The organism is Thioalkalivibrio sulfidiphilus HL-EbGr7, assembly GCF_000021985.1.
Lineage (GTDB): Bacteria > Pseudomonadota > Gammaproteobacteria > Ectothiorhodospirales > Ectothiorhodospiraceae > Thioalkalivibrio_A > Thioalkalivibrio_A sulfidiphilus.
The window spans coordinates 623,971-644,212 of sequence record NC_011901.1 but is presented as its reverse complement, the minus strand read 5'-3'; the positions used below and the strand labels follow the sequence as shown (position 1 = coordinate 644,212).

Sequence of the window (20,242 nt, the reverse complement as noted above, 5' to 3'; positions counted from 1 at the left end):
GCGGATCCCGCCAGAAAACGGCGCTGAACAGATTCACGTTTCAGAATGTCCTGATATACTTTCTTGCCATCGCGCCCGGTCGTCGATCGGACCATCTCAGGAGTGACCCGCGGCGGTGACATCCAAACAACAACCATTTCAATTCCCCGCCTTCGGCGCGGGCCTGCGCAACGCCTGGCGCGCGGGTTACGGACTCTCCCAGCTTCGACGCGACCTGCTCGCCGGACTCACGGTCGGCATCGTCGCCATCCCCCTGGCGATGGCCCTGGCCATCGCCACGGGCGTGCCGCCCCAGCACGGCCTCTACACCGCCATCATCGCCGGCGCGGTGATCGCCATCGCCGGCGGTTCGCGCTTCAACATCTCCGGTCCCACGGCGGCCTTCGTGGTGATCCTGTTCCCCATCGTGCAGCAGCACGGCGTGGGCGGTCTGCTCATCGCCACACTCATGGCGGGCATGATCCTGATCGCCCTGGGCTTCATGCGCATGGGGCAACTGATCCGCTATGTGCCCTACCCGGTGATCGTTGGTTTCACGGCGGGCATCGCGGTGGTGATCGCCACGCTGCAGATCCCGGGCTTCCTGGGGCTCACCATGCCGAGCATGGGCGAGCACTACGTGGAGAACGTCTGGCACATCGCCGAGGCCCTCGACACAATCCGCCTGCAGGAAGTGGCCATCGGCGCCTTCACCCTGGCGGTGCTGCTGCTCTGGCCGCGGCTCAAGATCGGCATCCCCGCGCCGCTGGTGGCCCTGGCGCTCGCCGCGGCCGTGGGCTGGGTGGTGAACCTCTACCTGGACGAGGCCTCGATCCGCACCATCGCCTCCAGCTTCACCTGGACCATCGGCGAGCGCTCCGGCCAGGGCATCCCGCCCGTCCCGCCGAGCTTCATGCTGCCCTGGAACCTGCCCGGACCCAACGGCGAACCCCTGCAGGTGAACCTGGGGCTGATCCGCCAGCTCATCGGCCCGGCTATCGCCATCGCCATCCTGGGTGCCATCGAGTCGCTCCTGTGCGCCAGCGTGGCCGACGGCATGACCAACACCCGCCACGACCCCAACAGCGAACTGGTGGGCCAGGGCATCGGCAACCTGATCACGCCGCTGTTCGGCGGCATCACCGCCACCGCCGCCATTGCCCGCACCGCCACCAACATCCGCAGCGGCGCGGTCTCGCCCCTGTCCGCCGTGTTCCACGCCCTGGCCGTGCTGCTGGCGGTGGTCAGCCTCGCCGGCCTGCTGGGCCTGGTGCCCATGGCGGCGCTGGCCGCGCTGCTGTTCGTGGTGGCCTGGAACATGAGCGAGGTGCGCCACTTCGTGCACACCCTGCGCTCGGCCCCCGGCGGCGATGTCGCGGTGCTGCTCACCTGCTTCCTGCTGACGGTGATCTTCGACATGGTGATCGCCGTGGGTGTGGGCATCGGGCTGGCCGCCGCCCTGTTCATCCGGCGCATGGCGCAGATCACCAACGCCCGGCGCATCACCCCTGCCGAGGCCCGGCTGCGCGAGGATCTGCCGCCCCAGGTGGCCCTGTTCGACATGAACGGACCACTGTTCTTCGGCGCGGCGGAAAAGGCGGTGGACACCCTGCACCTGGTGGACAGCAGCATCCAGGTGATCATCGTCGACATGCACGACGTCACCAGCATGGACGCCACCGCCCTGGTGGCCGTGGAGACCATGCTCGGCCACATGCGACGCCGTGGCATCGGCCTGATCTTCGTCGACCTGCAGCCACGCATGATCACCAAGCTGCGCCGGGCCGGCATCCGCAAGACCCGGGGCGAGCTGATGTATTCCAGCAACCTGGAAAGCGCGGTGCGCACCGCCGAGCGCTGGCTGGCGGAGAAGGCCGGCCAGCCGTCACACACGGCAAAGCAGGACAGGGCCTCTGCCTGAACCCTGGTGCGCAAATACCCTGGCCGGGATGACAGGCCCGCGCCGAAGCGGCGAGACACCCCCTCGCGACCGCGCTATCCTGTCGCCGCACCCACACACCCCGACACCATGAGCGAAACCAGCGCCGAAGCCCTGCTGAGCCGGCTTGAATCACACCAGGACCTGGACCTCGCCGACACCCTGCGCCTGATCATGGACTGGCTGCGCCCCGAGGACGTGTCCCGCGGCGTCGCCGCGGTGGTGAACCGCATCGAACAGCTGGGCATCGCCCTGGACGATCACCCGGCGCTGCGTGAACGCCTGCGCGAACGCATGGCCAGTGAACTGGAGACCGCGCGGCACCTCACCCTGTACACCGAGATCGGCCTGTTCTCCCGCCGTGGTTTCCTGCGCGAGTTCGCCGAACGCCTCTACGAGCGTCTCAATCCCCGTCCTCTCGATCACAGCAATCTCAAGGACGTGCTGGCCCACGTGTTCCACGATCCCAAGGACGCCCAGTGGGTGGCGGCGCTGCCCAACGATGCCTGGTGGCGCCTGCTGGAAGGCCTGGGCTGCCTGTCCAGTGAATCCGGACGCATCACCCGGCGGGCGCGGGAGGAAGTGCTCTACGCCCTGGAAATGCTGGCCGTGTGGGTGGCCGCCGAGGAACTGGAGCCCGAGTTCCTGCGCCTGGACCCGTCCATCGCCAAGCGCCACTCCGCCTTCGTCGCCCTGCAGCGGGAGCTTGCCGGCTACGTGGAGGCCTACCGGGCATGGCTGTCCGGGGACATCGAGGCGTTTGACGACGACAAGCACGTGCACGTGCTCATCGAGCAGTGCCGTGAGCAGCTCGCCACCTTCCACAAGCGCGCCGTGACCCGGGGCAGCAGCATCTCGCTCACCCATCTGCTCGAACGCCTGAACCAGACCCTGACACGCATCACCACCCTGCTGGACGTCCTCGACCCCTCCGACACCACCGCGCGGCGCCGGGCCGCTGCCGGCCTGTTCCGCGAACTGGTGATCCGTAACGCGCGACGCAACAGCCTGCGCGCCCTGTGGCAGGAGAACATCAAGCTGCTGTCGCGCAGCGTCACCCAGCAGGCCAGCGAGACCGGCGAGCACTACATCACCACCGACCGCGCCGAATACCTGGGGATGCTGAAAAGCGGCGCGGGCGCGGGCCTGATCATCGCCTTCATGGCACTCATCAAGATCCACATCGAGGCCCTGGGACTGTCGGCGGGGTGGAACACCCTGTGGGTGAGTCTCAACTACGGACTCGGCTTCGTGCTCATCCACATCCTGCACTTCACCGTGGCCACCAAGCAGCCGGCCATGACCGCCGCGCGCCTGGCCGCCGCCATCGAGGAAACGGAAAAGGGCACCGCCAGCCCCGGCAAACTGGCGGACCTGCTCATCCAGGTGGGACGCTCCCAGTTCGCGGCGGTGCTGGGCAATGTGGGCGTGGCCCTACCCATGGCCATCCTGGTGGGCTGGCTGTACGCGCAGCTGCTGGGCCTGCCGGTGCTGAGCCCCGAAAAGGCCGGCTACCAGCTGGACAAACTCTCGCCCATCTCGGGGCTCGCCCTGTTCCACGCCGCCATTGCCGGCGTGTGGCTGTTCGTGGCGGGACTGATCTCGGGCTTCTTCGACAACCGCAGCGCCTACCTGAACCTGCCCGGCCGCCTGCACGCCCATCCTCTGCTCGGCCGCATCCTGCCGGAGCGGACCCGGGCACGCTTCGCCGACTACATCGGCCACAACTACGGCGCCCTGGCGGGCAACTTCTTCTTCGGCGTGCTGCTCGGCACCACCGGCTATCTGGGCTACCTGCTGTCCCTGCCCCTGGACATTCAGCACGTGGCCTTCGGCTCTGCCAACCTGGGCTACGTGGCCGCCACCCGACTGGACGCCCTACTGGCATTGCTGCCCTATTTCGTGTTTGTCTTGCTCATCGGCGCCGTGAACCTGTGGGTGAGTTTCTCCCTGGCCCTGTACATCGCGTTGCGGGCCCGGGGCACGCGCATCGGCGCCCTTGACCGGCTGATCAAGGCCTACCTGAGGCGCATCGGTGAACGGCCCAGGGAGTTCCTGCTGCCGCCAGCCAGGCAACAGGCCCAGCAAGACAAACCCTAAAAACACTCACCAGAAGGATCATGGGGGTCGGACCTGAGCAACAGGCTGACTTCCTCCACCCGAAGTTTCTGCGCCTGCTGACCCAGGAGGACAACCACTTCTCGCCCTACGCCGTTTGAGCATCTGTCGCCTGCCCACCCCTCCGGCCATCCCGCCGATCTGTGATACCTTTCTCACCGAAGGGAAATCAGGGCGCCGGACAGATAATGACACCACAACCGGAACAACAAGCGCGCAGGGAGATCGACCGGCTGCTCACCGCCGCTGGCTGGTCCGCGCAGGACGCCGACCGGGCCGGCATCCACGCCGCCCGGGGCGTGGCCATCCCAGCCCCCCTGTGACGACCCACATTGCTTCCACGTAGATAGAGATCGATCAGCCGTGCCCGAAAACTTCTCCACCACCGCCTCTTTCCTCTGGTCCGTCGCTGACCTCCTGCGGGGCGATTTCAAGCAATCCCAGTACGGCCGCATCATCCTGCCGTTCACCCTGCTGCGTCGCCTGGAGTGCGTATTGGCGCCCACCAAACAGGCGGTGCTGGCCGAATACGACAAGCGCAAGGACTCGGACCTGCCCATGGGGCCCTTCCTGGAGAAGGCCTCGGGCGGGCTCAAGTTCTACAACACCTCGCCCATGGACCTTGCCAGCCTGGGTGAGACCCAGGTACTCGATAACCTGGACACCTACATCCGCAGTTTCAGCCCGGCGGCGCGGGAGATCTTCGAGCACTTCGGCTTTCACGGCTTCCTGGAGAAGCTGGATGAGGCCAATCTGCTGTACCAGGTCATCCAGCGCTTCGCGAGCACGGACCTGAGCCCCCAGGCCCACAGCAACTACGAGATGGGCCTGATCTTCGAGGAGCTGATCCGCCGCTTTGCCGAATCCTCCAACGAGACGGCCGGGGAGCACTTCACCCCGCGCGACATCGTGCACCTGACCACGGCGCTGCTGTTCACCGACCAGCAGGAGAAGATCGCCCCGGGCAAGATCGTCACCGTCTACGACCCCACGGCCGGCACCGGCGGCTTCCTGTCCGAGGGCGAGGAATACATCCACTCCATCTCCCAGGACGCCCGCGTGCGGGTGTTCGGCCAGGAGCTCAACCCCGAGTCCCACGCCATCTGCATGGCGGACATGCTCATCAAGGGCCACGAGATCGACAACATCAAACTGGGCAACACCCTGTCAGATGACCAGCTGCCCGCCCAGCAGTTCGACTTCATGCTCTCCAACCCGCCCTTCGGCGTGGACTGGAAAAAGGTGCAGAAGCAGGTGCAGGACGAGCACAAGCTCAAGGGCCACGCCGGCCGCTTCGGCCCGGGCCTGCCGCGTGTCTCCGACGGCTCGCTACTGTTCCTCATGCACCTGATGAGCAAGATGCGGGATGCGAAGGAGCAGGGCTCGCGCATCGGCATCATCCTCAACGGCTCGCCCCTGTTCACCGGCGGCGCGGGCTCCGGCGAGTCCGAGATTCGGCGCCACATCCTGGAGAACGACCTGCTGGAGGCCATCGTCGCCCTGCCCACGGACATGTTCTACAACACTGGCATCGCCACCTACGTGTGGGTGCTGTCCAACCACAAGCGGCCCGAGCGCAAGGGCCGGGTGCAGCTCATCAACGCCACCGACATGGGCGACAAGATGCGCAAGTCGCTCGGCTCCAAGCGCAAGTACCTCACCGAGGACAGCATCGAGACCATCGTGCGCCTCTACGGCGCCTTCGAAGAGACCGAGACCAGCAAGATCTTCAACACCACGGACTTTGGCTACCGACGCATCACCGTCGAGCGCCCGCTGCAGCTCGCCTTCCACCCCAAGGACGAAACCCGGCTGGCCGCCCTGCAGGCCGACAAGGGCTGGGAGAAGCTGGATAAGGCCCTGCGCCAGGCCATCCTCGACGCCCTGCCGCGTTTCGAGGAGGACAAGATCCTCTCCCGCAGCACCTTCAAGAAGTGGCTCAAGGTGCACATGAACGGCGCAACGCTACCGGCCCCGGCCTTCAAGCTGCTGCAGAAGCACCTGGGCGAGCACGACGACCAGGCCGAGGTCTGCAAGACCAAGGGCCAGCCCGAACCCAATCCCGACCTGCGCGACAACGAGAACGTCCCCCTGGGCGAGGACATCCACGCCTATTTCGCCCGCGAGGTCACGCCCCACGTGCCCGATGCCTGGATCGACGAATCCAAGAAGGACGAGCAGGACGGCCAGGTGGGTATCGTCGGCTACGAGATACCCTTCAACCGCCACTTCTACCAGTACGTACCGCCGCGCCCGCTGGAGGAGATCGACGCGGACCTGGATCAGGTCAGCCGGGAGATCATGGCGTTGCTGCAGGAGGTGCATGCCTAAAATGGCTAGAAATCTCACCACATCTCAAACGGATCGCCAGAATATCCTCAACAATCGCTATGCGATTGAAAAAGTTAGAGAAAATCTGGAGCTGAGGGTTTCGGGGACGGAGTTCGAGGGGGAATTCGTCTTCACCAAGATGCAAGTCGTTGATCTGATGGGCATTGATGAGCGGACGGTGGAGCGGTACCTCTCCAGTAATGGCGAGGAGCTGGAGAAGAACGGCTATCGTGTCCTCAAGGGAAAGGCCTTAAAAAACTTCAAGTTAGCATATGGTGCCGACACAGATGTCGGTACCAAAACCTCGGTGCTTGGCGTCTTCTCATTCAGGGCGCTCCTCAACATCGCCATGTTGGTGACCGAAAGCGAGCGTGCCCGCGCCATTAGAAGCCGCATTCTTGACGTGGTTATTGATGTGATGGCTGAAAAGGCCGGAGGACATACCCGCTATATCAATCAGCGTGACAAGGACTACCTGCCAGCCGCCTACCAGGAGTTCAGCTATCGCCGGGCCTTCACGGATGCCCTGAAAAATCACCTGCATATGGGCAACCACAAATATGCCGTATACACCAACAAGGTCTATCAAGCAGTTTTCAACGAGAACGCGGAGGAGTACCGAAGGATCTTGAAGTTGGTGAATACGGAAAACCCACGCGACACCATGTATGCAGAGGTGCTTCAGGCGATTGCGAGCTTTGAAAGTGGCATTGCCCACGAGCTGGAGGCGCAGGCCACGAAACTCGGCAGGAAACTATTGCCGAGCGAACTGGACGACATTATTGCCGGCGCTGAAAACAGCCCGTACCTGAGGCCGGTGCTTGAAAGCGCCCGAGTCAAGATGGCAAGCCGCGACCTTTGCTTCCGGGATGCACTGCATCACAAGTTGGAGTCGTACGTCCAGTCGGTGCCGGAAAGCGATTTCGAGAAGTTCCTCGGCGAAACCAGTAAAACCCTCGAAGAACGCCTCTCAGACCCGGAGACGCTAGCGGTATTCAAACGCCTGAAGGACCGCTGATATGGCGGATGATTTGGAGATCTTCTATTTCGACATTCAGCACGCGATAGACGTCCATGACTGGATTATCGAGAACAGCGGCGGTCGGCCTGGCATTCTGGAAATCGGTTATCTCGAAAGCGCACTCGATCACATACAGAACGATGTGTATTACCCAACGTTCGAGGAAAAACTGACCCATCTTGTCTTTGCGATTAACAAGTTCCATGCCTTTAACGATGGCAACAAACGCTCCAGTATTGCCCTCGGCGCCTATTTCCTTGAGCTGAACGGCTTCGACTTCTGCGTGAAACAGTTTGTGCTGGAAATGGAAAACGTCGCGGTCTGGCTTGCTAAAAACCAGATCGGCAAAGAGCTGTTGGGTGAGATTGTGCTTTCACTGATCGAGAATGATGAATACCCAGAAGAGCTCAAGTTGAAGATCTTCGAAGCCGTTTCAGATGGAGGTGATCAACTTCCATGACCGACATCAAGCTCTTCCGCACCCAGGGGCAAACGGCCCAGGAAATCCCCGGCAGCGCCGTCGCGCTGGAGAAGTCCCTCCAGGCCCTCATGGAACAGAACCTGGACGCCCTACTCGGCGTCACCTTCCTCGCCAGCGAATACAGCACCGGGCCCAGGCACGGCGGGCGCATCGACACCCTGGGCATGGACGAGAACGGCTGCCCGGTCATCATCGAGTATAAGCGCGCCACCAACGAAAACGTCATCAACCAGGGGCTGTTCTACCTGGACTGGCTGATGGACCACCGCGCCGAGTTCCAGTTGCTGGTGCAAAAACAGCTCGGCACACAGCAGGCGGATCAGATCGACTGGTCGGCGCCGCGGCTGCTGTGCATCGCCGGCGGATTCAGCAAGTACGACGAACACGCCGTGCAGCAGATGAACCGCAACATCGAGCTCATCCGCTACAAGCGCTTCGGCGACGATCTGCTGCTGCTTGAACTCATGAATGCCGTCAGTGCCAAGCCGGCGGCGGACACCAAGCCACAGGGCACGGCCGCCAGCGTGAATTCCTACAAGACCATCTCCGACACCCTGGCCGGCCTGCAGGGCCCGCTGCTGGACCTGTTTGAAGCGCTGCGCGCCCACCTGCTCGCGCTGGGCGACGACGTGCAGGAAAAGACCCTGCGCTTCTATGTCGCCTTCAAGCGCATCAAGAACTTCGCCTGTGTCGAGGTGAAGCCCAGCAAGGGAACAGTGCAGATATATCTGAAGGTTAATCCCGACGACATCGAGCTGGAAGAGGGATTCTCGCGCGACGTGCGCAACATCGGCCACTTCGGCACCGGCGACCTGGAAGTGACCCTTGCCAGTCCCGCCGACCTGGAAAAAGCCAGGGCACTGATACAGGCGAGCTACGATGCGAACTGAATATCCCCATAGAGTTGATACCCGCGCGGTGACGCACTGCATGTCCGAAGCCTGGCTCGACGCGTCCAGGAAGGACGCGCAGGATGGTCAGGTGGGCATCGTCGGCTACGAGATTCCCTTCAACCGCCACTTCTACCAGTATGTGCCGCCGCGTCCGCTGGAGGAGATCGACGCGGACCTGGATCAGGTCAGCCGGGAGATCATGGGGTTGCTGGCTGAGGTGCATGCCTGATGGGGAAGTACCAAGCCTACCCAGAGTATCGTGAAACACGGCATGACCTGCTACCGCCGATACCTGTGCACTGGATGACGGGGCAGATCAAAAATGCCCATGACGTTGTGCTTGGCAAGATGCTGCAAAGTGACGCTAAGACACCGGCAGACAGATTGTTGCCGTATCTCCGAGCTGCAAATGTGAACTGGGGTGGTGTCGACCTCAGCACCGTAAAAGAAATGTGGTTCTCGCCTGCCGAGCGTAAGGCGTTGAGGCTGATGGTTGGCGACGTAGTGATTAGCGAGGGCGGGGATGTCGGCCGTTCCGCTGTTTGGCAGGGCGAATTGCCAGAATGCTATTTTCAGAATGCGATTAATAGGGCGCGCCCGAAGGGCGAACACAGTAGCCGCTATCTCTACTACTGGATGAGCTTCATCAAGAGTGCTGGCTATATCGACATAATCTGCAACAAGTCTACGATTCCTCACTACACAGCAGAGAAGGTCCAGGGGACGCCATTTTTATTCCCCCCAGCCGGCGAGCAGGCAGGTATCGCCGCCTTCCTCGACCACGAAACCGCCAAGATCGACCGGCTGATCGCCAAGCAGCAGCGGCTGATCGAGCTGCTCAAGGAAAAGCGGCAGGCGGTGATCTCCCATGCCGTCACCAAGGGCCTAAACCCCGACGCGCCGATGAAGGACTCCGGTGTGGAGTGGCTAGGTGAAGTGCCGGCGCATTGGAGGCTTGAGAAATTGAAGTACACAGCCATCTTCAAGGGTGGTGGCACACCATCCAAAGATTCACCCGAATATTGGGGTGGTGATATTCCGTGGGTTTCCCCAAAGGACATGAAGTCTCGATATGTTGCCGATTCGCAGGACAAGATCACGGTTGAGGCTATTGCAGCGAGTTCAACTAGCCTGATTGGGCCTGGACAGGTTCTGGTTGTCGTCCGGTCAGGAATTCTTCAAAGAACTATTCCGGTTGCCGTGAATCTTGTTGAGGTCACACTTAACCAGGACATGAAGGCAATAGATTTTAGGGATGAAACCCGTTCTGAGTTTTTCTCATATTTCGTTGAAGGGCATGAGGATAACCTGCTGCTTGAATGGCGAAAGCAAGGTGCGACCGTAGAAAGCATAGAGCAGGAGTATTTGGGGAATACTATGGTGCCGATGCCGCCGCCCTCGGAAATGATGGAGATTCTTCAGTTTCTAAATGGGCAATTGGAGAAGTACCGGCTTCTTACGGAAAAGGCAACGCGCGCAATTGAGTTACTTAGGGAGCACCGAACCGCGCTTATATCAGCTGCCGTCACCGGAAAGATCGACGTCCGTGGCTGGCAAAAACCGAACACCGAACCACAAGAAGCGGCAGAAGCCGCCAGCGCCTAAAGGGGAGTCATGGATAAGGCCAGGGAGAATGTGTTTCAGCAGGCCATCGTCACCGATCTGGTGGGGCAGGGCTGGCTGGAAGGGAAGTCGGAGCACTATGACCGGGTGCTGGCCCTCTACCCGGAGGACCTGGTCGGCTACGTGCGCAACACCCAGCCCGAGGCGCTAGAAAAGCTCACCAAGTTCTACGGCGATAAGGTGGAGGACAAGCTGCTGCAACGCGCGGCCGAGCAAATGGACAAGCATGGCGCCCTGCACGTGCTGCGCCACGGCTTCAAGGACCGTGGCGCGAAGATTCGTCTGTGCACCTTCAAGCCCGACCACGGCCTGAACCCCGAGACCCTGGCCCGCTATGAGGCCAACCGCCTGCGGGTGGTGCAGGAGGTCTCCTACTCGCCCCACGCCCGCGAAGGCTACAACCCGCGCCTGGACCTGGTCCTGTTCGTCAACGGCGTGCCGGTGGCGACCCTGGAGCTGAAGTCCGAGTTCAAGCAGGCCATCGACAATGCCAAGTGGCAGTACAAGAAGGACCGCCCGCCCAAAGACCCCAAGACCCGCAAGCCCGAGCCGCTGCTGGCCTTCGGCAAGCGCGCCCTGGTGCACTTCGCCGTCAGCCAGGAAGAGGTGTGGATGGCCACCAGGCTCGATGGCATGAAGACCTTCTTCCTGCCCTTTAACAAGGGCTTTGAGGGCGGGGCCGGCAACCCGCCCAATCCGGACGGCTACGCTACGGATTATCTCTGGAGGCAGGTCTTTGCGCGCGATGCCTGGCTGGACATCCTGGGCCGCTTCATCCACCTGCAAAAGGAGGAAAAGGAGGACGGCTTCGGCAAGCGCTACACCAAGGAGAACCTGATCTTCCCGCGCTTCCATCAGTGGGATGCGGTCAACCAGCTGGTGACCACCGCCCGCGCCGAGGGGCCGGGCCACAAGTACCTGATCCAGCACAGCGCGGGTTCCGGCAAGTCCAATTCCATCGCCTGGACCGCCCACCGCTTGGCCTCGCTGCACGACGATCAGGATCAGCGCGTGTTCGACTCGGTCATCGTCATCACCGACCGCACGGTGCTGGACGACCAGCTGCAGGAGACCATCTACCAGTTCGAGCACGCCGAGGGGGTGGTGTGCCGCATCAGCCGCGATGAGGGCGAGGGCAGCAAGTCCGCCCAGCTGGCCGAGGCCTTGATGGGGAACACCCGCATCATCATCGTCACCCTCCAGACATTCCCCTTTGTGCTGGAGGCGATCCAGCAGCAGACCAGCCTCAAGGAACGCCGCTTCGCCGTGATCGCCGACGAGGCCCATTCCTCCCAGACCGGCGCCACCGCCCGCAAGCTGCGCCAGGTGCTGATGGCCGACGAGTTGGAAGAGGATGCCGAGATCAGCGCCGAGGACGTGCTGGACGCCACCCTGGCCGCGCGCAGCCAGGCGCACAACATCAGCTACTTCGCCTTCACCGCCACGCCCAAGGCCAAGACCCTGCAGCTCTTCGGCCGTCCGCCCGATCCCAACCAGGAGCCGGGGCCGGACAACCTGCCTGAAGCCTTTCACGTCTACACCATGCAGCAGGCCATCGAGGAGGGCTTCATCCTCGACGTGCTCAAGCGCTACACCACCTACAGCATGGCCTTCCGCCTGGAGCAGAAGCAGGCTGCTGAGGAGGCGGTGGACAAGGGCAAGGCCGCCACCCGGCTCTACCAGTGGGTGAAGCTGCACCCCTACAACATCGAGCAGAAGGTGCAAGTGATCGTCGAACACTTCCGCCAGCACGTGGCCGCCCAGCTCAGCCGCCAGGCCAAGGCCATGGTGGTGACCGACTCGCGAAAGGCTGCCGTGCGCTACAAGCTCGCCCTGGATAAGTACGTGACCGAGCACGGCTACACCGACGTGCACGCCCTGGTGGCCTTCTCGGGCGACGTGGAGGACAAGGAGAGCGGGGCCTCGGTCGATGGAGGGGCCTTCAACGAGCGCAACATGAACCCCGGCCTCAAGGGCCGCGACCTGCGCGATGCGTTCGACACCGACGAATACCAGGTGATGATCGTCGCCAACAAGTTCCAGACCGGCTTCGACCAGCCCAAGCTCTGCGCCATGTACGTGGACAAGAAGCTCTCGGGCGTGGACTGCGTGCAGACCCTCTCACGCCTCAACCGCACCTACCCGGGCAAGGAAGACCCCTTCGTCCTGGATTTCGTCAACAAGCCCGAGGACGTGCTGGCCGCCTTCAAGCCCTACTACCGCACCGCCGAGCTGGAAGACGTCTCCGACCCCAACCTGATCTACGACCTGCAGGAAAAGCTGGAGAGTGAGCGGATCTTCCGCTGGGAGGAGGTGGAAGCCTTCGCCGACGCCTTCTTCGACCCCAAGAAGACCCAGGACAAGCTCAACTACCATGTGCGCCCGGCGGTGGACCGCTACAGGGAACGCTACAAATCCGCCATCCAGGCCCTGCAGGACGCCCAGCGCCAGGAACGCCAGGCCGACATGAGCGGCGATGAGGTCGGCGCCGCCAACGCCCGCCGCGCCGTCCAGAGCGCCGGCGAGGAAAAGAGCGTGCTCGACCTGTTCCGCAAGGACCTCGGCAGCTTCGTGCGCTTCTACGAGTTCATCTCCCAGATCGTCGCCCTGGACGACCGTGATCTCGAAAAGCTCGCTGTCTACGCCCGCCACCTGCGCCCCTTGCTGCGGCAGGCCGAACTCGACCAGCCGCTGGACCTCTCCGGCATCGAGTTGACCCACTACCGCCTGAAAAAGCAGGGCGAGCACCAGATCAACCTGCGCGATGGCGAGGGGGACTACCGCATCCGCGGCGAAGGCCCGGGCGGCGGCCAAGCGCACGACCCGGAAAAGGAAGCGCTGGCCGAGATCATCGCCCGGCTCAACGAGCTGTTCGCGGGCGAGGGTCTGAGCGACGCCGATCGGCTCAACTACCTGCGTACCCTCTCGGACAAGGTGATGGAGAACAAGCCGGTGCTGGCCCAGCTGAAAAACAATACCCGTGACCAGGTCATGCACGGTGATTTCCCGGCGGCGGTACGCGATGCCGTCATGGACAGCCTGACGACCCACCAGGGCATGGCGGGGCAGCTGCTCAGGGATCCGGCGCAACTGCAGCGCTCCGTCGGGGTGGTGCTCGACTTCATCCTGCACTCGCTGCGCCAGCCCTGAGTAAGGGCAAGGGACACCCACCACCCTCTCAAGCGTTGGAAATGGGGGAGTAGCACCCCTTTTTCTGTTATGTGTGTTATACCCAGTCATTGACTGGCATCAGCCTTGTGAGGGAAGGGCCCCGCTCCCAACACAAAGATCCGGGCAACAACGTCGGTCACACAGTCTCGACCGACAGACAACACGAATAAGGAGATCAGCATGTACAGAAAATGGCTCAACACAGCGTTATTCACCGCCCTGATGATGACCGCCTTCGGCTTGCAGGGCGTTTCCGCCGCCGATGTGGCGCGCGCGCAGTTCACCACCGGCGTGGTGGATCGCGAGCCGGTGGATGCCGTCTCAAGCGTTTCCGCGGACACGGAGACGGTGTATTTCTTCACCGAACTGCGCGACCTGCAGGGCCAACACGTGGTGCACCGCTGGGAATATGCCGGTGAACCGGTGGCCGTGGTCGGCTTCGACGTGGGCGGCCCCCGCTGGCGGGTCTGGTCCAGCAAGCAGATGGCGCCTGAGCAAACGGGCACCTGGCGGGTCTACGTGGTGACGCAAGACGGCAATGTGCTGGCCAGCGAAGAACTGTCCTTCGGCGATGGCCCGGCGCCAGCCGCCGGGGATTCCGAGACGATCACCGTCCCCGAAACCCATTTCATGCGCTCGGGCTCGGGTTCTTAGTCGTCCCGAAATGATCTGGGACGCATGAAAAAACCTGATCTCTCGCGAAGACGCGAAGACGCCAAGAAGTCTTTTTAACAAGAAATGCTTTTCTTCGCGTCTTCGCGTCTTTGCGTCTTTGCGAGAAATCGCCTTTGACCTTTCTCCGCGCCCCCGCGTCTCCGCGAGAGAACAGTGTTTTTGTTTGTGTCATCGGCCGAGTCAGGCATCACGCCTCCCCCGGCACCCGGAAACGCTCATCCAGGCGTTCCACTTCCGCATCGATATCCTCATCCCGACCCAATTCACTGCCGTCCAGGCGCAGTTGCGCCGTGGGCAGGCGGATCTCGAATTCCACGCCGCTCACATCCAGGGGCTGAAAGACCAGCTGATGGGCATTGCGTTTGGGCTGGTAGTCCAGCTGCCAGGCGGGGCGCTCGGGGTGGCCGGGATCGAAGCGGACCTGTTTGCCCCTGGCAGCGAAATCCGCGATCCGGCGGGTGTCTCGGCTGCCGGTGGGCGTGACCTCCACGCTCAGCACCGGTGCGCGGAAGGTCCAGTCACGGGCGTCACTGAACTCACCATCGGCCGTGCGGCACCGGGGCTGTCCGTCCACGACCTCCACCTCGATGAGGTCGGTGATGATCTCGCCGTCGTCCAGTTCCACCCGCACCGCGTAGCGGGTCTCGGGGGTGTGGACGTTGCGCACCCCGATGCGGCCCTCGTAACCCTTGACGATCTCGTTGACGAAATAGAGCCCGAGACCCCGGCCGTGATGCTCGCGGGTGCGGCGGGTGGTGAAGCCCAGCTGGAACAGGTTGGGGCGGTCCTCGTCGCTGATGTGCGGGCCGCGGTTGTAGATGCGCAGCACGGCCTGGCCCTGCTCTTCCACGAGCGTGAGGGCGATGGGCGCGAAGGGGGACCTGTAACCGCGCTTGCCGGAGAAGAACTGGGCGTTCTTGAGCAGGTTTTCCAGCAGCAGGACCAGGTGGTTCTCCTTGCCCAGCAAGACGCTGACCGGGGCAAGGTGCACGTACCAGCGGCCTTCCTCGATGCGGTAATCCTCACCCTCGATCAGCGGCGGCAGCGCCTCGGGGCTGACCAGTGCCAGGGCACGCCAGGCGGCCTGCCGGGGCGGGTAGGCGGGCTCGTAGGGCAGCGGCGCGGGGCCGTCACTGTTGAGCAGTCGCTGGCAGTAGTGTTCCTCGCATTCGCACAGCAGGTTGCCGATGTGCAGGGCGAGGTTGTCGGCGGTGGACAGATCCAGCAGGTCCCAGAGGTAGCGCATGGCGTCCAGGGCGGCGCGGTAATCCCCGGACTGCTCAGGGCCTGATTCCGCGAGCGCCCGCTGCAGGGCGGTCTGCACCTTGTCGAAGCTGATCACGCCGTTGTGGCGCACCTCGGCGGCGATGCTCTTGAAGTGCAGGAACTTCTCGTCGTACTCGATGTACTCCAGCAGCTTGTCGCTGATGAACAGCTTGAGCTTGTCCGCATGGCCGGAGTAGGTGTGCGCCTTGAGCTGCAGCTGCTTCTTGTCCTGCCACAGGGCGTTGACCTGTTCCCGCAGGGCCTTCACATCCGTCTTCTGGCGCTGGTGCTGGCGGTGATAGCGACGCAGATCGAACATCAGCAGCACCAGGAAAAGACCGAGCGCCGCGTATTTCACCTCCACGCCATGCCACTGGGCGGGCAGCGGGTAGAGACCCGCCAGCGCGGGCTCCGTCATGAGCAGCAGGTAGCTGATGAGCAGCAGGCCGCCCAGCACGCTCAGCCAGGGATAGGTAACCAGCTGCACCCGCCCCCGGGGCGCGGATTCCATCGTGTCCGTCTTTTGATCGCTCATCGGCCTTCCTTCATGGCTGTTTCCCGCTCGGGGGTTTCCAGCAGTACGCGCCTTCGTCGCCGAAGGTGACGATGCCCTCGCCCGCCTTGCACAGATCCGCGAACCGCCCCTCGCCGCCCATGGCCTGATCGAAGGACAGGCGCAGGGTGCGGATGTGCTGACGGTAATTGGCGTAGGAGAAGCGTTCCGGATCGGCGTCCAGCTTCTCGGCGATCTGCCAGGTGGTCAGCGGCCGGGGCGAGGCCTCCACCAGGTAGCGCAGGATCTTGCGCGGCGTGGGGGCCAGGGGGCGCTTGGCGTTGGCGGGGTTCATGAGCTTGGTGCCCCGCCAGTAGACCTCCCAGGTGGCGGTGTCCAGGCTCAGGTCTCCGCTTCTGAGCACATCGCCCGACGGCTGCCCGTCCGCGCGCGCCATGCTGTGACTGCGCAGCACGGCCTTGATGCGCCAGCACAGCACGGACTCGATGTTCTGCTGGTGCTTGGCGATGAAATCCCGGGCGCCGGCGGCCTCGAAGGCCTCCTGCTCGATGCCGGTGCCGCTGTGTTCGGAGAGATACAGGATGGGCAGGCCGGGCCACTTGCCCTGCAAGGCCCGTGACACGGAGAACCCGGCGGCGTCGTTGCCGTTCATGTTGGCATCGAGCAGTGCGAGATCGGGGGGCTGCCCGGCGTCCGCCAGGCGGATGTGCTGGCAGGCGGCCTCGGCGAACTTGAAAACCTGCACCGTGGTCGGCGCCCCGTCGAAGGCGGTGGCCTCCAGCACGGGCCTGAATTTTTCGATCCAGTGGGACTGGTCTTCCACCCAGAAGATTGTGGCCATGGGTCGTCCTGTTTCCACTCACAGATTTTTCACCAGCGGCAGCGAAGCTCTGTATCGACACGGCAGGGTGCCAGATCGCACCCGCAAGACCGGAACAACACGATTACAGGGAGAACGACATCATGTCCGCTGACATTCTCAACATCTGGTCTGCCTCGCCGGCCCTGTCGCTGGCGATCTGGCTGGTGATCGGCATCATCGTACTTTACCTGGGCCGTCCCCACGCCCATCAACTGCTGCGCGGCACCGGGCGCGCGATATACGGCAGCCTGCGTCTGGCTGCCCACAGTATCCGTCAGCTGGAGCAGCGGGTCATGGTGCGAAACCGTGACGTACTTCTCGCCATGGGCCGCGAGGCCAGCGAGAAGGCCATCGAACGGGAGTTCAGCCGCGTCAACGCCATCATCGAGCGCGACCTGAGCCAGTATCCCGCCCTGCACCGCAAGCTGGCGGACACGCTGCAGAAGCTGGAGGCGGACTACCGCGACTCCACCGGCGACGCGCCCCTGCCACCGGCCTGGTCCCAGATGCTGGAGACACTCTCCACGCTGCCCAGCCCGAGCGAGCCGGCGGTGGCGAAGATCCTGGACAACATCCGCGACGCGGTGGAGGACTCCCACCGCCAGACCCTGGCTACCTACCAGAAGAGCGCCAAAGAGCGACACAGGATCCTCAACGGCATGCAGCCCCACTGGCGCGGCCTCAACCAGACCCTGGAGAAGGTGCACCGCAGCATCACCGGACTGGAGGAACGCGCCCGCAGCATCGACAGCCAGATGGAGCGCTATGAGGCCATGCGCAAGGCGGAGGACCGGGCCGTGCATGCGCTCACCGCCTCGTCGCTGACCCAGTTCCTGATCGCCTCGGTGGTGCTGGTGATCGCGGCCTTCGGCGGCATCATCAACTTCCACCTGATCGCCCTGCCCATGTCCGAGATGGTGGGCGGCTCCAGCTACATCGGCTCCGTGCGCACCTCGGACGTGGCGGCGCTGGTGATCATCCTGGTGGAGATCACCATGGGCCTGTTCCTGCTGGAGGCCCTGCAGATCACCCGGCTGTTCCCCATGATCGGCAGCCTGGACGACCGCATGCGCCGGCGCATGGCCATCGCCGCGTTCACCATCCTGGTGATCTTCGCCAGCATCGAGGCCTCGCTCGCCTACATGCGCGACCTGCTGGCCCTGGACCGCGAGGCCCTGAACCAGTCCCTGGCGGGCGCCGCGGTGGCCGAGGCCCAGTTCCGCTGGATCCCCTCCATCGGCCAGACGGTGCTGGGCTTCGTGCTGCCCTTCGCACTGGCCTTCGTGGCCATCCCGCTGGAGGCCTTCGTGCATTCCCTGCGCACGGTGCTGGGCCTGCTCGCCCTGGGCGCACTGCGGGCACTGCGGCTGGGCCTGCGGGTGACGGGCGGCGTGGCCAACCACCTGAGCAAGGTGCTGGTGAGCCTCTACGATCTGCTCATCATGCTGCCCCTGGGCATCGAGCGCCTGGTGCGCGAGTACCGCGCGAGTGCGGTTTCCGACGCGCCCGATGAAGAGGTCACCGAGAGCCGCGCACCCGCCGGCAAGGGCGCCCGCAGCAACCGGCGCCGCAAGGCGACGGAGCCGGACATCGACGATGACATCGCTTTCTCTGCCAGGGAGGTCTGAGCCATGCACTTCAAGCACCTGACCCGAATGCCCATGGGACTGGTCACGGTCCTGGTACTGGGTGCGCTGCTGGCGGGCTGCGGCGAGCCGCCCAACAACAGCCGCGCTGCCTTCGTGCTGATCGACATCTCCAGCGACTACGCCGGGGAACTGGACAAGGCGCGCACCCTGACCCACTACCTGCTGGGCAACCTGAACAGCGGCGACTCCATCGCCATCGCGTTCATCGACAACAGCAGCTTCAGCGAACGCAACATGATCGCGCGCACCACCTTCGACCACCGGCCGAGCGTGACCAACCATCAGAAGCGCGAGGTGCGCGCCCTGCTGGACGCCTTCATGGAGCGCTTTCGGGTGCCCAGCCATCACAGCGACATCACCGGCGGCGTGCTGCTGGCGGCGGATCACCTGAACGAGATCAACGCCGGCAAGAGCTACCTGTTCATCCTCTCCGACCTGCACGAGGACCTGCCGCCCTGGCTGCGCCGGGACATGCCGGTCAGCCTGGCGGACGTGCAGGTGGTGGCGGTGAACGTGAAACGCCAGCGCGGCGACAACAACGACCCGCGCGCCTATCAGCAGCGCCTGGCCCAGTGGCAGGCACGGGTGGAGGACGGCGGCGGCCGGTGGCGCGTGGTCAACGACCTGGCGCGGCTGGACAACGTGGTGGCGGCGCGATGACGGCGCCCCGGCGATTCGAGCAGACGATTCAAGTACGGAGGAATGCAGACATGAACTACACCATCGTGATCGAGGAAACCACCCTGGGCTATTCGGCCTACTGTCCCGACGTGGACGGCTGCGTTGCCACCGGCTCCACCCCCGAAGGCGTGGCCGAGGCCATGGAGACGCTGATCGACGGCCATCTGCAGTGGCTCAGGGAGCGCGGCCATGATTGCAGCGCTCGGCGCCGGGCTGCAAACCGGCCCAGATGCTCGTAAGCTTGGCCCGGGATCCATCCACTCAACAGGACACTGTATGCCAGACACATTCGAAGACCTGAAGCTGCGCCTTCGCCAGTTCGCCATCGACCGCGACTGGGAACAGTTCCACTCCCCCAAGAACATGTCCATGGCACTGATCGCTGAAGCGGGTGAGCTGATCGAACACTTTCAGTGGCTCACCGAGGAACAGAGCTACCAGCTGCCGGCCGAGAAACGGGAGGAGGTCCGTCTGGAGATGGCGGACATCCTCATCTACCTGATCCGCCTTTCCGACCGCCTGGGCGTGGATCTCCTGCAGGCGGTGGAGGACAAGATCGCGCTCAATGAGCGGAAATATCCCGCTGAGAAGGTGCGGGGAAGTTCGAAGAAGTACACGGAGTACTGACCCCGGCGGGGCGCGGCCCCACGGTCGGGAAGGGACCAGGGGTGGCCGCTGGCTGTTCAGGCGAGTGAGACGCGACCCTCGCCGCTCTGGCGGTCGATATCCACGCGCACCTCGCAGTACTCGGCGTTCTCGTTGACGGGGGTGGGATCATCGGCACAGGCGCAACCGGCGATGATGCTGGTGTAGAACAGGCCGGCGCGCACACGCAGCGTGTCCGCACCCTCATCCACGCCGAGGATCGTGACCTCGAGGCGATCATCCAGGGCCACGCTGCCGGTGCGCAGCCCCGCCTGCAGGGGCAGGCCCGCCGCGCCCAGGGCGGCGATCTCTTCCTTGAGCACGGACTCGAACGCGGGCGTGCCCAGGGCACTCAGGCTTCGGCTCAGGCAGGTCATGGTGGACGCACTCCCTC

18 protein-coding genes are annotated in these 20,242 nt (G+C 63.7%); 15 read left to right on the top strand and 3 right to left on the bottom strand.

Annotated features, from left to right (window positions below):
- The first annotated feature begins 115 nt into the window (after nt 1–115).
- The 11 genes from dauA (at nt 116) to TGR7_RS02965 (ending at nt 14,210) form a co-directional block, all read left to right on the top strand.
- Complete coding sequence (gene dauA / locus TGR7_RS03015) at nt 116–1,900, top strand: C4-dicarboxylic acid transporter DauA (RefSeq protein ID WP_012637192.1); 1,785 nt, start codon at nt 116–118, stop codon at nt 1,898–1,900.
- A gap of 108 nt (nt 1,901–2,008) precedes the next feature.
- Entirely contained in the window at nt 2,009–4,018 is a 2,010-nt protein-coding gene (locus TGR7_RS03010; RefSeq protein WP_012637191.1) for a site-specific recombinase, read from the top strand.
- 206 nt (nt 4,019–4,224) lie between these two features.
- Entirely contained in the window at nt 4,225–4,359 is a 135-nt protein-coding gene (locus tag TGR7_RS03005; RefSeq protein WP_012637189.1) for a hypothetical protein, read from the top strand.
- 40 nt (nt 4,360–4,399) lie between these two features.
- Nucleotides 4,400–6,367, top strand: a complete 1,968-nt coding sequence (locus TGR7_RS03000) for a type I restriction-modification system subunit M (protein WP_012637188.1) — start codon at nt 4,400–4,402, stop codon at nt 6,365–6,367.
- Between the two features lies 1 nt (nt 6,368).
- A complete protein-coding gene (locus tag TGR7_RS02995) occupies nt 6,369–7,385 on the top strand; it encodes a hypothetical protein (RefSeq protein ID WP_041440870.1) in 1,017 nt (338 codons plus the stop codon).
- Nucleotide 7,386: 1 nt separating this feature from the next.
- Nucleotides 7,387–7,848: a type II toxin-antitoxin system death-on-curing family toxin gene (locus tag TGR7_RS02990; RefSeq protein ID WP_012637186.1), complete on the top strand. Its 462-nt coding sequence runs from the start codon at nt 7,387–7,389 to the stop codon at nt 7,846–7,848.
- Nucleotides 7,845–8,759: a DUF5655 domain-containing protein gene (locus tag TGR7_RS02985; RefSeq protein ID WP_012637185.1), complete on the top strand. Its 915-nt coding sequence runs from the start codon at nt 7,845–7,847 to the stop codon at nt 8,757–8,759. Before TGR7_RS02990 ends, TGR7_RS02985 begins: the two co-directional genes overlap by 4 nt.
- Nucleotides 8,760–8,799: 40 nt before the next feature.
- Complete coding sequence (locus TGR7_RS02980; protein WP_041440867.1) at nt 8,800–8,991, top strand: hypothetical protein; 192 nt, start codon at nt 8,800–8,802, stop codon at nt 8,989–8,991.
- Nucleotides 8,991–10,367: a restriction endonuclease subunit S gene (locus TGR7_RS16725; protein ID WP_012637184.1), complete on the top strand. Its 1,377-nt coding sequence runs from the start codon at nt 8,991–8,993 to the stop codon at nt 10,365–10,367. The genes TGR7_RS02980 and TGR7_RS16725 overlap by 1 nt, the downstream gene beginning before the upstream one ends.
- 9 nt (nt 10,368–10,376) lie before the next feature.
- Nucleotides 10,377–13,535 (top strand): type I restriction endonuclease subunit R, encoded by a 3,159-nt coding sequence (locus TGR7_RS02970; protein ID WP_012637183.1) that lies wholly within the window; start codon nt 10,377–10,379, stop codon nt 13,533–13,535.
- A gap of 201 nt (nt 13,536–13,736) precedes the next feature.
- Nucleotides 13,737–14,210, top strand: a complete 474-nt coding sequence (locus tag TGR7_RS02965; protein WP_012637182.1) for a DUF2914 domain-containing protein — start codon at nt 13,737–13,739, stop codon at nt 14,208–14,210.
- Between the two features lie 208 nt (nt 14,211–14,418).
- On the opposite strand, the gene TGR7_RS02960 is transcribed toward TGR7_RS02965, so the two are convergent.
- Nucleotides 14,419–16,032, bottom strand: a complete 1,614-nt coding sequence (locus tag TGR7_RS02960) for an ATP-binding protein (RefSeq protein ID WP_012637181.1) — start codon at nt 16,030–16,032, stop codon at nt 14,419–14,421.
- Nucleotides 16,033–16,042: 10 nt separating this feature from the next.
- On the bottom strand, nt 16,043–16,852 hold the full coding sequence (locus TGR7_RS02955; protein ID WP_012637180.1) for a response regulator transcription factor: 810 nt from the start codon (nt 16,850–16,852) through the stop codon (nt 16,043–16,045).
- 122 nt (nt 16,853–16,974) lie between these two features.
- Between TGR7_RS02955 and TGR7_RS02950 the strand changes: the two genes are divergently transcribed.
- Genes TGR7_RS02950 through TGR7_RS02935 form a run of 4 tightly spaced genes read left to right on the top strand, consistent with a single transcriptional unit; the run spans nt 16,975 to nt 19,830 of the window.
- Nucleotides 16,975–18,501 (top strand): hypothetical protein, encoded by a 1,527-nt coding sequence (locus TGR7_RS02950; RefSeq protein WP_012637179.1) that lies wholly within the window; start codon nt 16,975–16,977, stop codon nt 18,499–18,501.
- Nucleotides 18,502–18,504: 3 nt separating this feature from the next.
- Nucleotides 18,505–19,182, top strand: a complete 678-nt coding sequence (locus tag TGR7_RS02945) for a hypothetical protein (RefSeq protein WP_012637178.1) — start codon at nt 18,505–18,507, stop codon at nt 19,180–19,182.
- 50 nt (nt 19,183–19,232) lie between these two features.
- Entirely contained in the window at nt 19,233–19,442 is a 210-nt protein-coding gene (locus TGR7_RS02940; protein WP_012637177.1) for a type II toxin-antitoxin system HicB family antitoxin, read from the top strand.
- A gap of 37 nt (nt 19,443–19,479) precedes the next feature.
- Complete coding sequence (locus tag TGR7_RS02935) at nt 19,480–19,830, top strand: nucleotide pyrophosphohydrolase (protein ID WP_012637176.1); 351 nt, start codon at nt 19,480–19,482, stop codon at nt 19,828–19,830.
- A gap of 56 nt (nt 19,831–19,886) precedes the next feature.
- Here TGR7_RS02935 and TGR7_RS02930 read toward each other — a convergent pair whose 3' ends face one another.
- Nucleotides 19,887–20,225 carry a hypothetical protein gene (locus tag TGR7_RS02930; protein WP_012637175.1) on the bottom strand — a complete coding sequence of 113 codons (339 nt, stop codon included), beginning with the start codon at nt 20,223–20,225 and terminating at the stop codon, nt 19,887–19,889.
- Nucleotides 20,226–20,242 lie beyond the last annotated feature (17 nt).